General features: G+C 74.5%; 9 protein-coding genes. 5 read left to right on the plus strand and 4 right to left on the minus strand.

Annotated features, from left to right (window positions below):
* Nucleotides 1-483: 483 nt before the first annotated feature.
* From egtA to egtD, 4 genes are read left to right on the plus strand one after another with little or no spacing between them, the layout of a single operon-like run.
* A complete protein-coding gene (gene egtA, locus ACOJUF_RS06360) occupies nt 484-1,821 on the plus strand; it encodes an ergothioneine biosynthesis glutamate--cysteine ligase EgtA (protein WP_420121020.1) in 1,338 nt (445 codons plus the stop codon).
* On the plus strand, nt 1,818-3,185 hold the full coding sequence (gene egtB, locus ACOJUF_RS06365; protein WP_420121021.1) for an ergothioneine biosynthesis protein EgtB: 1,368 nt from the start codon (nt 1,818-1,820) through the stop codon (nt 3,183-3,185). The genes egtA and egtB overlap by 4 nt, the downstream gene beginning before the upstream one ends.
* A gap of 2 nt (nt 3,186-3,187) precedes the next feature.
* Complete coding sequence (egtC, locus tag ACOJUF_RS06370) at nt 3,188-3,988, plus strand: ergothioneine biosynthesis protein EgtC (protein WP_420121022.1); 801 nt, start codon at nt 3,188-3,190, stop codon at nt 3,986-3,988.
* On the plus strand, nt 3,985-5,016 hold the full coding sequence (gene egtD / locus ACOJUF_RS06375; RefSeq protein ID WP_420121023.1) for an L-histidine N(alpha)-methyltransferase: 1,032 nt from the start codon (nt 3,985-3,987) through the stop codon (nt 5,014-5,016). The genes egtC and egtD overlap by 4 nt, the downstream gene beginning before the upstream one ends.
* Before the next feature lie 10 nt (nt 5,017-5,026).
* Here egtD and ACOJUF_RS06380 read toward each other — a convergent pair whose 3' ends face one another.
* The 4 genes from ACOJUF_RS06380 to ACOJUF_RS06395 all read right to left on the minus strand — a co-directional run bounded on the left by ACOJUF_RS06380 (nt 5,027) and on the right by ACOJUF_RS06395 (nt 9,779).
* Nucleotides 5,027-5,872, minus strand: a complete 846-nt coding sequence (locus tag ACOJUF_RS06380) for a helix-turn-helix domain-containing protein (RefSeq protein WP_420121024.1) — start codon at nt 5,870-5,872, stop codon at nt 5,027-5,029.
* A gap of 100 nt (nt 5,873-5,972) precedes the next feature.
* Nucleotides 5,973-7,427 (minus strand): Re/Si-specific NAD(P)(+) transhydrogenase subunit beta, encoded by a 1,455-nt coding sequence (gene pntB / locus ACOJUF_RS06385; protein ID WP_420121028.1) that lies wholly within the window; start codon nt 7,425-7,427, stop codon nt 5,973-5,975.
* Complete coding sequence (locus ACOJUF_RS06390) at nt 7,424-8,977, minus strand: Re/Si-specific NAD(P)(+) transhydrogenase subunit alpha (RefSeq protein ID WP_420121025.1); 1,554 nt, start codon at nt 8,975-8,977, stop codon at nt 7,424-7,426. Before ACOJUF_RS06390 ends, pntB begins: the two co-directional genes overlap by 4 nt.
* 166 nt (nt 8,978-9,143) lie before the next feature.
* Nucleotides 9,144-9,779 carry a DUF4328 domain-containing protein gene (locus tag ACOJUF_RS06395; RefSeq protein WP_420121026.1) on the minus strand — a complete coding sequence of 212 codons (636 nt, stop codon included), beginning with the start codon at nt 9,777-9,779 and terminating at the stop codon, nt 9,144-9,146.
* Nucleotides 9,780-11,001: 1,222 nt separating this feature from the next.
* On the opposite strand from ACOJUF_RS06395, the gene ACOJUF_RS06400 reads away from it, so the two are divergent.
* A partial coding sequence (locus ACOJUF_RS06400; protein WP_420121027.1) for an APC family permease occupies nt 11,002-12,053 on the plus strand: 1,052 nt, incomplete at its 3' end.

The raw sequence follows: 12,053 nt of genomic DNA on the forward strand, positions 1-12,053 counted from the left end.
CGGCCACGCCGGCCGCGCCGGCCGCGCCGGCCGTGCCGGCCGCGCCGGCCGCCGATGGGTCGGCCCGCCGATCTCCGTCCCGGACCACGCCACCGCCCTGATCGCCGCCTCGGCGCGCCCCGGTCGTCGGCCCAACGCACCCCGGCCCGCGTCGCGCACCGACCGCTGCGCCAGGCCCGCCGCACCGACCCCGGCGCCGGACCCGCGCACCGGTGTGGGGACCACGCTGCCAGAACCACGCCCGCCGGCCCCGGAAGGTTCGAGAGGTCCGTCCCGGCCGGGGCGCCGGACGCTTCACCGGGGCCCGGGTCGGGCACCTGTCTGCTCGCCGGCTGCCGGCGCCGGCCGGGCCGGCCGGCACCGGGAGGAGGGCACCGGACGACCCCACTGTCGGACCCGAGGGACACACTGGTGGGGACAGTCGGGAACCACTCCACCGCGACCCGGACCGGCGCCGGGACCACGAGCCCCCAGGAGGCCACCATGTCCGAGCCCGCCCGCACCGAGGTGGGGCCGTCCCGGTCCGGCGCCCGCAGGCCCGAACTGCGCCTGGCCGAGCCACCCCTGTCCGAACCGGCGGCGGAGGCATGGATCCCGCGGACGTGTTTCAAGAAGGGCCCCCCGCGCCGCATCGGTGTCGAACTGGAACTGCTCGTCGGCGGCCCGGATCCGGACGCGCCGACCACCCACTACCCGCGTCACCGCTACCCCCACCTGATCAGCACCCTCGACGGCGGCCCGCACCGGCTGGACGGCCGGCTGACGGTGGAGCCCGGCGGGCAGGTCGAGCTCAGCTCCCGCCCCGGGCCGGACCTCCCGGCCACCGTCGACACCGTCCATCGCGACCTGACCCTGCTGCACCGCCGGGCCGGCGCATGCGGTGCCCGCCTCATCGGCTCCGGTTTCGACGCCGGTCGCCGCCCCCGCCGGATCACCGACGAACCGCGCTACGTCGCGATGGCGCACTACTTCCGGCCCTGGGGCCCGGCCGGTCCCCGGATGATGTGTTCGACCGCATCGGTCCAGGTCAACGTCGAGGCCCGGACCGGCGACGACGCGCCCGGCGACCGCTGGGAGCTGCTGCACGCCATCGGACCGGCGCTGGTCGCGGCGTTCGCGAACTCGCCCGGCGGTCGCGGCCGGTACGCGGGTTTCCGCAGCAGCCGGCAGGCGATCTGGCAGAGCCTCGACCCGGCCCGCACCGCCGGCCCGCCCGTCGACGCGGGCACGGATCCGGCCGCCGCCTACACCCGGTGGGCGCTCGACGCGCCGTTGATGCTGGTCCGGCGGGACGGCCCGGACTGGTCGGCCCCACCCGGGGTGAGCTTTCGCGACTGGCTGCGCCGCGGGCGGGCGGCGGTCCCGGACCGGCCACCGCCCACGCTGGACGATCTCGCCCGGCACCTGACGACGCTGTTCCCGCCGGTCCGGCCGCGCGGTCATCTGGAGGTGCGGTACCTGGACGCCCAGCCGGGCTGCTGGTGGATCGTGCCGACCGCCGTCGTCGCCGCCCTGGTCGACGACCCGCGGGCCGGCGCCCGGGCGCGGGCGGCCGGGGAACCGGTCCGCGGCCGCTGGGCCGCCGCCGCCCGGCACGGGGTCGCGGACCCGGATCTGGCCCGGGCGGCGGTAGCCGTGCTGGACGCCGCGGCCGGGAGCCTGCGCCGGGATCCGGCCACTCGCCGCTTCGCCGACCACATCGATGCCTACCTGCAGCGCTGGACCCTGCGCGGCCGCTGCCCCGCCGACGACCCGCCGGGCGTCGCGGCCGCCGACCAGACCTGTCACCAGACCGATGCCCTCGGGGAGGGAACCGCATGACCGATCACTCCACGCCGCCCCGCCCGACGGGCCGCCCGCCCGCCCAGGACCTGCCCGACGACGAGGTCCGCACCCGCATCGTCGAGGACCTGGCCCGGGCCCGGCGGCGCACGGGGCTGCTGACCGACGCGGTGGACGACGACGATCTGGTCCGCCAGCACTCCCGGCTGATGTCCCCGCTGGTCTGGGACCTCGCGCACATCGGCAACCAGGAGGAGCTCTGGCTGCTGCGCGACGTCGGCGGGCGCGACCCCCTGCTGCCGGAGACCGTCGACCAGCTCTACGACGCGTTCCAGCACCCCCGCGCCGACCGGCCGGCGTTGCCGTTGCTCGACCCGGCCCAGTCCCGGCGGTACGTCGGCGAGGTGCGGGACAAGGTGATCGATCTGCTGGAACGCACGCCGCTGCGGGGGCGCCGGTTGACCGAGGGCGGCTTCGTCTTCGGCATGATCGCCCAGCACGAGCAGCAACATGCCGAGACGATGCTGGCCACGCACCAGCTGCGGCAGGGCGACCCGGTGCTCGATGCGCCGGCCCCGCCGAGCGCCCCGGCCGACCCGTGGCCGGCCGAGACGCTCGTCCCGGCCGGCTCCTTCACCATGGGCACGTCGGCCCACCCGTGGGCGCTGGACAACGAACGGCCCGCCCACGAGGTGCCGGTCGAGGCGTACTGGCTGGACACGGTGCCGGTGTCCAACGCCGACTACCAGGACTTCATCGCCGACGGCGGCTACGCCGATCGCCGCTGGTGGGACCCGGCGGGCTGGCGGCACGTGCAGCAGGTCGGCCTGGCCGCCCCGCTGTTCTGGCGGCGGGAGGGCCGGGACTGGCTCCGCCGGCGGTTCGGCCGGACCGAGGTGGTGCCGCCGGACGAACCGGTGATGCACGTCTGCTGGTACGAGGCCGACGCGTACGCCCGGTGGGCCGGCAAGCGGCTCCCGACCGAGACCGAGTGGGAGAAGGCCGCCCGGCACGACCCGGCCTCCGGCGAGTCGCGGCAGTACCCCTGGGGCAACGACGAGGCCACCGCGGAGCGGGCCAATCTCGGCCAGGACCACCTCGGCCCGGCCCCGGTGGGCGCCTACCCCGCCGGCGCGAGCCCGCTGGGCATCCGGCAACTGATCGGCGACGTCTGGGAGTGGACGTCCAGCGATTTCACCGGCTACCCGGGCTTCGCGGCCTGGCCGTACCGGGAGTACTCCGAGGTGTTCTTCGGCCCGGAGTACAAGGTGCTGCGGGGCGGGTCGTTCGCGGCCGACCGCGTCGCCTGCCGGGGCACGTTCCGGAACTGGGACTACCCGATCCGCCGGCAGATCTTCGCCGGTTTCCGCTGTGCCCGCGACGCCGCCCCCGGCGAGGGCTGAGCATGTGCCGGCACCTTGCGTACGTCGGTGCGCCGATCCGGATGGGCGAGTTGCTGACCGATCCGCCGTTCTCCCTCGTCCGGCAGTCGTGGGCGCCGCGGCGGCAGCAGCACGGGGTGGTCAACGCGGACGGTTTCGGGGTCGGCTGGTATCCGAGCCCGGACCCGGCCGGCCCCGTCGAGCCGGCCCGGCACCGGGGGGCCGGGCCGGTCTGGGCGGACGAGACCTTCGGCGAACTGGCCCGGGTCATCACCACACCGGCCCTGCTGGCCGCGGTCCGCTCGGCGACCCCCGGCATGGTCGGCGGCCAGTCGGCGGCCGCGGCCGCCCCGTTCCGGCGCGGCCGCTGGTTGTTCAGCCACAACGGGGCCCTGCCCGGGTGGCCGGACGGCGCCTCCCGGCTCGGCTGGGGCCTGGACGCGGGCGTGCTGGCGACGCTGGACGCCCCCACCGATTCCGCCCTGCTCTGGGCCATCACCGTCGGCCTGCTGGCTCGCGGCAAGACCGCGGCGGCCGCCCTGACCGAGGTGATCGCCCGGGTGGAGGAGGCCGGCGGTGGGCGGGCCACCCTGCTGCTCACGGACGGGCAGGCCATCACCGCCACCGCCTGGGGCACCAGCCTGTGCTGGCGGCGGCTCCCCGGCGGGGTGGTCGTGGCCTCCGAGCCCTACGACGACGACCCGGGATGGGTCGACGTGCCGGACGGCTCGCTGCTCATCGCCGATGCCGCCGGCACGGCCGTCGAGCCGGTCCCGGCCGGCGCCCGACCCACCTTCACCGATCGATCCGGAGTCGACGCATGACCCTTCCCTTCTCCCATCCCTACGCCTACCAGGATCACCTGCCAGCTGACTTCGCCGACCGCAGCCTGCGCGCCGACGTCATCGCCGGGCTGACCGCCCCGGCCAAGTGGCTGCCGCCGAAGTGGTTCTACGACAAGGTCGGCAGCGAGCTGTTCGAGGACATCACCCGGCTGCCCGAGTACTACCCGACGCGGTCGGAGCGCGCGATCCTGGCCGAGCGGGCCGTCGAGATCGTCGCCCTGGCCGGGACCCGCACGCTCGTCGAGCTCGGGTCCGGATCCTCGGAGAAGACCCGGCTGCTGCTGGACGCGATGCTGGACGAGCCAGCCGGGGCGTCGCGACCGGCGGCGGGGGGCGGGCCGGACGGGCGTGACCGGCCCGGGTACGTCGCGCTGGACGTCAGCGAGGATGCGCTGCGCCAGGCCTGCTCCGGCCTGGTGGCGCAGTACCCGCAGCTTCGCATCGAGGCGGTCCGGGCGGAATTCACCCAGCAGCTGGACGTGCTGCCGGACGGCGCCGGTCGGACCGTCGCCTTCCTGGGCGGCACGATCGGCAACTTCGAGCCGGCGGCCCGGGCCGCGTTCCTGTCCGACCTGCGACGGACCCTGCGGCCGGGCGACCACCTGCTGCTGGGCGCCGACCTGGTCAAGTCGCCGCAGATCCTCGTCCCGGCCTACGACGACGCGGCCGGCGTCACCGCCGCGTTCAACCTCAACGTGCTGGACGTGCTCAACCACCGGCTCGGCGCCGGCTTCCGCCGGTCCGACTTCACCCATGTCGCGGTCTGGGACCCGGAGCACGAGTGGATCGAGATGCGGCTGCGCGCGGGGCGGGAGATCACCACCCGCATCGAGGACGTGGGTCTGACGGTGCGCCTGGCGGCCGGGGAGGAGATCCGGACGGAGATCTCCGCGAAGTTCCGGCGGGACGGCCTGACCGCCGAGCTCGCGGCCGCCGGCTTCGCCGGCCGGGGATGGTGGACCGACGAGCGGGGGTGGTTCTCGCTGTCCCTGTGGACGGTGCGCTGAGCCGCCGGCGTCAGACGCCCACGAGCTCGATCCGGCCCGCGCCGGCCGCTGAGCCCGCCGCGCCCGACACGGGCGGGGTGGCCGCCGGGCCGGTCGGTCGGGGCCGGGCTCCGCCGGCCCGGTCCGGGTTGCCGGCCGCCACCGCGGCGGCCACCTGCTCGACGGTCGGACCGCCGGCAGACCCGCGAAGCGTGCCCTCGACCTGACCGGCGTCGTCGTACGGCCCCTGGATGTACTCGGGACGGCCCTGCCGCCCGAAGGCGACCGCCCGGACCCCGGACCAGTCACCCAGATGCCCGCGGACGGCGTCGAACCCGGCGGCCGGCTCGAAGCCCAACGAGCGGGCGTACCGGGCCGCGCCGAGCACCAGTTGCTGGGCCAGCTCGATCGGTGCGGCGACCGGCGGCTGCCGGTAGCCGGCGAAGAACGTCCGGGTGAACTGGGCGTGCTGCTGGTCGTTGAGGATGCGCGGGCCGATGACGTCCTTGACGCCCAGGCAGTACAGGTCGACCAGGTAGCCGCATGCGCTGACCGTGTCCCGGCCGGCGCTGCGGGCGATCAGCACCGCGGCCAGGCCGGGGGTGTCGGCGACCGTGTCGGGCCGGTCGGGCCAGCGGTAGCGCTCGTCGACCAGCAGCCCGGCGCTCCACCCGGGGCTGACCCAGCAGGCCCGGACCTCGCCCGCGGCCAGGGCCCGGGCATCGGCCTCTGCGGGCTGCCGGACGAAGGCGGCCGCGGTGACGCGGGAGATGCCGAGCACCTTGGCGATCTGCCGGGCGGAGTACCCGTGGGCCCGCAACGACCGGGCGCGCACGACTTCCTCCGGACTCAGACCGCGGACCCGCCCTAGCGTCATGCGTGCAGGATGCCAGCCCCGGCCGCGGATCCGGGCACGACACGCTTGGGGGGCTCTTTACTTGTTCGGCGCAGACGCCCACCCACGCGGCGTGGTGGCGTCAGCCCTGGACGGGGGCCATCTCGTGGGCCGAGACCCCGACCAGGTGAGCGAGTTCCTCCACCTGATCCTTGGCGTCACCGAACAGCATCGCGGTGTTGTCGCGGAAGAACAGCGGGTTCTGCACGCCGGCGTACCCGGTGGCCATCGACCGCTTGAACACCACGACGTGCTTGGCCTCCCAGACCTGCAGGACGGGCATGCCGGCGATCGGCGAACCCGGATCCTCGGCGGCGGCCGGGTTGACCGTGTCGTTCGCCCCGATCACCAGCACGACGTCGGTGTCCGGCAAGTCGTCCTGGATCTCGTCCATCTCGAGCACGATGTCGTACGGCACGCGGGCCTCGGCCAGCAGCACGTTCATGTGACCGGGCAGCCGGCCGGCGACGGGGTGGACCGCGAACTTGACGTCCTTGCCCATCGCCCGCAGCTTGCTGGTCAGGTCGGCCACCGGGTACTGCGCCTTGGCCACGGCCATGCCGTAGCCGGGGGCGATCACGACGGACTGCGACTCGCGCAGCAGCTCGGCCAGATCACCGGTGGTGGTCTCGCGATGCTCCCCGTAGTCCTTGTCCGCTGCGGACGTGGCCGCGCCCTTCGATTCGGACCCGAAGCCACCCAGGATGACGGCGGTGAACTTCCGGTTCATCGCCTTGCACATGATGTAGCTCAGGATCGCGCCGGACGAGCCGACCAGCGCGCCGGTGATGATCAGCAGGTTGTTGCTGAGCATGAAGCCGGCCGCCGCGGCCGCCCAGCCCGAGTACGAGTTGAGCATCGAGACCACGACCGGCATGTCGCCGCCGCCGATGGCGGCGACCAGATGCAGGCCCAGCAGCAGCGCCAGCACCGTCATCAGGATCAGCGGGAGCAGGCTCGGCGCGGCGACGAACCAGACCAGCAGCCCCGCGCTGAGCACCAGGATCAGCAGGTTCAGCAGGTTCCGGGCGGGCAGGGTCAGCGGCGCCGACTTCATCTTCGCCGACAGCTTGAGGTAGGCGATGATCGAGCCGGTGAAGGTGACCGCCCCGATGAACACGCCGAGGAACACCTCCACCAGGTGCACGACGTCGGCGTGGTCCTCGGTCAGGTAGGAGTTGAAGCCGACCAGCACCGCGGCCAGGCCGACGAAGCTGTGCAGGATGGCGATCATCTGCGGCATCTGCGTCATCTCGACCCGGCGGGCGGCGATGGTGCCGATCACCGCGCCGATCAGCAGCGCGCCGGCGATCAGCGCAGCGGTCACCGCGACGGCCTGCTCGGAGTTGAGCAGGGCCAGCAGCACGGTCGCGGCCAGCGCGAGGGCCATGCCGATCTTGCCGGCGGTGTTGCCGGCCTTGGCCGTCTTCTGCTGCGACAGGCCCGCCAGCGAGAAGATGAACAGCACGCCGGCGATCACGTACGCGGCTTGCACCAACGAATACCAACGCTCGTCGACAGTGTTCACTGTATTCAGGCGTCCTTCCGGAACATCGAGATCATCCGACCGGCCACGGCGAACCCGCCGAAGATGTTGATCGCGGCGACCGTGGCCGCGACGAACGCCAGGACCACCACCAGCACGTTCGTGCTGCCCAGCTGCAGCAGCGCGCCGACCAGGATGATCCCGGAGATGGCGTTCGTCTGGGCCATCAGCGGGGTGTGCAGGGACGCGGAGACGTTCGTGATCACGTAGAACCCGACGAACACCGCCAGGACGAAGACGGTGAAGTAGCCCAGGAAGCTGGCCGGCGAGAACGTGATGGCCAGGCCGACCAGCACCGCGGCCACCCCGAACCAGGAGTAGAGCCGCTGCTGCCGGCGCCGCTCCTTCTCGGCCAGCTCGGCGGCGGTCGGCACGTGCGGCTTCTCGACCGCGGCCGCATCGGCCTTGGGGGCCGCCGACACCTGCACCGGCGGCGGCGGCCACAGCACCTCGCCGGCGTGGGTGACGGTGATGGCGCGCTGCACCACGTCGTCCATGTCCAGGGTCAGCTGACCGTCCTTGCCCGGGGTCAGCAGCTTGAGCAGGTTGACGACGTTGGTGCCGTAGAGCTGCGAGGTGTGGGCCGGCATCCGGCTGGTCAGATCGGTGTACCCGATGATCGTCACGCCGTTGTCGGTCACGACCTTCTCGCCGGGCACGGTGGCCTCGCAGTTGCCGCCGCCGACGGCGGCCAGGTCCACGATCACGCTGCCCGGCTTCATGCCCGCGACCATCTCGGCGGTGATCGTGGTCGGCGCCCACCCGCGGACCAGCGCGGTGGTGATCACGATGTCGGCCTTCGCGGACTCCTGCGCGTACATCCGCTGCGTCGCGGCCTCCTGGTCCTCGGTCAGCTTCTGGGCGTACCCGTCGGACGAGACCTGCTGCTGGGCCGCGGCGGCCTGGACGAACGTCGCGCCCATCGACTCGATCTGCTCACCGACCTCGGGCCGCACGTCGAACGCCCGGACCTGCGCGCCCAGGCTGACGGCCGCACCGATCGCGGCCAGGCCGGCCACCCCGGCGCCGATGATGAAGACGGTCGCCGGCTGGGTCTTGCCGGCCGCGGTGACCTGCCCGGCGAACATGCCGCCGTAGGACTCGGCGGCGTCGATCACGCCCCGGTAGCCGGCGATGTTGCTCATCGTGGACAGCACGTCCATCGACTGGGCGCGGGAGATGCGCGGGATGGCGAGCAGGTTCAGGCCGGTGGCCCGACGCGCCTGCAGGGCCTCGATCAGCTCCGGGTGCTCGGTCGGCGTCATCCGGTCGATCAGCACGGCGCCCTCGGCCAGCCGCGCCACCTCGTCGGGAGTCGGCTCGTTGACCTTGGTGACGACGTCCGCCGCCCAGACCTGCGCCGACGTGCCGATGGTGGCGCCGGCGGCGACGTAGTCGTCATCCGGGAACTTGGCCGCCGCCCCGGCCCCGGCTTCGACGACGACGTCGTAACCGAGCCCGATCAGCTTGACCACCGTCTTGGGGGTCGCCGAGACGAGAGTTTCGCCCGGCTGCTCTTCCCTGGGAATTCCGATGCGCACGGACGCCTCTGCCTTTCATCGAAATCGCGCACTCCACGGGTACACGCCGCCGCAGGACCCTATCGAACCGCGGGCGAACGGCCGACCAGCGCCATCAGACCGGCGGCCGGGCCCGCCACGTCCCGAAAAACGTCCGGCGGCCGCGACCCGGCTCCGCAAATGCGCTTCAGGCGGGCAGCCCGTCGGCCACCAGCCGGCGTTCCTGCAGGCCGGTCAACAACCGCACGACCAGGACGGCCAGGACGGTCAGGACCAGATCCACTACCGAGATCGCGACGCCGGTGTTGGCGATCGTCACGTAGTCGTCGATGGTCCGCGGGTCCCGGGTCATTCCGCGGTAGGCGACGCCCAGGACCAGCTGGACGATCCACACGATCCACCACAGGGTGACCACGGTCTGCCCCGACCGGTCCGCCGACCCCGGCGGTCGCGAGCCGGCCAGGATGTCCCGGGCGATCGTGAACGGGAACCACAGGTTGACGACCGGCACGAACCACCCGCCGACGGCCCACCCCTGGCTGCGGCGCTGCACCTGCGGAGCCCACCAGCCGGCGTTGATCCGCAGCCGCCGGAACCAGATCAGGAACACGATCGCCGTGGCCACGAAGCACGCCAGATCGAGCAGCACCGCCGTCTGCTGGAACTGGTCCGCCCGGTCCGCTTCGGCCTCGGTGACGGTGTTCAGCGGGTCGAGCAGCCGATCGACCAGTCGCGCGAGCCCCCAGGCGGCGACCAGCTCGACGGCGCCGACCACGAACCCGACGGCCATCAGCACCTGCACGGCGATGCCCAGCCCGCGCACGGGCTGCGGACCCGGCCGCCCCGGGGAGCCCGGCGGCGGGTAGCCGGCCCCCGGCGGGTATCCGGGGCCCGGCGGGTAGCCGGCCCCTGGCGGGTATCCGGGGCCCGGCGGGTATCCGGGGCCCGGCGGGTAGCCGGGGCCCGGCGGGTATCCGGGGGCGGCCGGGTGGCCGGCCCCCGGCGGCACGCCCGGGACCGGTGGATACGGGCCGCCGGCAGGTCCGGGGCCGGTGGGCCCGGATGGGGCGGGGTACCCGGCCCCGGCCGGGTCCGTCGCGGCCGGCGGGTAGCCCCCTCCCGGCGGGTAGCCGGCCGCGCCGACCGGCGGCGGGAAGCCGGGAGCCGGCACGACCCCGGGGGTGGCCCACCACGGCCTGCCGGAGCCCGGTCCCGTTGCCGGGTCCGGCGCAGCCGGGCCGGATGGCGGCGGAAGACCCGCCGGAGGCCAGGAGCCGGGCGTCAGGTCCGAGCTCGCCGGTGAATCGGGGCCTGGACCCGGTCGGGCGACCGCCGGTGAACGATCTCCGGGAGGGGGCCGCACGCCATCCCTCGCTGTGACCTCGTCCGGGACGCGGTTTCCGTCAGCGCCGGTCCGAGCGGACCCGTCCACGACGCTCCCGTCCCCCGCGACACCCTTCGGCGCACCCCGGTCCGCACCGGCCGGCGGGCCGGAGTCGGCCGCGGTCGGGCCGGTCAGGCCACCGTCGTCCCGCGGCCCTGAGCGGTCGTCGCGTTCCGTCATACCGTCCCCCGAATCCCCACCGGTCACCGCATCATCCGGCGACGCGCACCGGTGGATCATCCCCGGTGATCGGCCGACCGGCACGGATGACCCCGGCGGACGCAGGTGGGTCCACGGCGGCCGGCCGGCGGACGAGCAGCAGTCCCCGGCCGTCTCCCTTCCTCCCGCACCGACGGCGTTCCGCCGGCACCGACGACCCCGTTCCTCCGGCGCAGATGCGCTCACCCCCGATGACCGGGCCGGGCGCGGATCGAGTGAAGGCGCGTGCTCGCTGAGCGAGCGCAACTCTTCAACGGGTGGCTGGGCCCGGTCCCGCCCCGCGTCCGCCCCGGCTCAGGCCCGGTCCCCGCCCCGGCTCAGTCCCGGTCCCCGCCCAGTCCGACCCCGCATCCGGTCCGACCCCGCCCGCGTCCGGGCCGGCTCACTACGCTGGGCATCTCAGCGGAAGGCCGAATCATGTTTCAGGACAAGGGCATCGGGGATGGCTGATCCAGGCCTCGTGCGCCGGCTGGGCACCGCCGACGGGGTCGTCGTCGGGCTGGGCGCGATGATCGGGGCCGGCATCTTCGCCGCGCTGGCGCCGGCCGCCGGCGCCGCCGGTTCCGGGCTGCTGCCCGCCCTGGCCGTCGCCGCCGTCGTGGCGTACTGCAACGCCACCTCCTCGGCTCGGCTCGCCGCCCGCTACCCGGCCTCCGGCGGCACCTACGTGTACGGGCGGGAACGGCTCGGCGCCTTCTGGGGCCACCTGGCGGGCTGGAGCTTCGTCGTCGGCAAGACCGCCTCCTGTGCGGCCATGGCGCTGACCGCCGGCAGCTACCTGTGGCCCGCGCAGGCGCACGCCGTCGCGGTGGCGGCGGTGGTGGCCGTCACCGGACTGACGTGCGTCGGCGTGCAGCGCACCGCGCTGGCCGGCCGGGTGATCGTGACTCTCGTCCTGGCGGTGCTCGCGGCGGTGGTCGTCGCCGGTGTGACCAGCCCCGTCGCCGATCCGTCCGGCCTGGGCGTCGGCGGCGACGCCACGGTGGACGGCGTGCTGCGGGCCGCCGGGCTGCTGTTCTTCGCGTTCGCCGGGTACGCGCGGATCGCCACCCTCGGCGAGGAGATGCGCGATCCGGCCCGCACCATCCCGCGGGCCATCGCCATCGCCCTGGCCATCACGCTGACCGTGTACACCGCCGTCGCGGTGACCGTCCTGATGGTGCTCGGACCCACCGCGCGGGCCGCCGCGACCGACCCGTTGGCCCAGGCGTTCGCCGCGGCCGGACGCCCGTGGCTCGTCCCCGTGGTCCGGGTGGGCGCGGCCGTCGCCGCGGTCGGGTCGTTGCTGGCGCTGGTCCTGGGGGTCTCCCGGACGACCCTGGCGATGGCCCGCGACGGGCACCTCCCCCACCGGCTCGCCGCGATCGGCCCGCGGTCGCACGTGCCGCGGAACGCCGGCCGGGCCGTCGGCGCGGTGGTCGCCGTCCGGGCCGCGACCGTCGACGGGCGCGGCGCGATCGGCTTCTCCTCGTTCGGCGTGCTGGCCTACTACGC

This window comes from Nakamurella sp. (assembly GCF_048594475.1).
In the GTDB taxonomy this organism is placed as follows: Bacteria; Actinomycetota; Actinomycetes; order Mycobacteriales; family Nakamurellaceae; genus Nakamurella.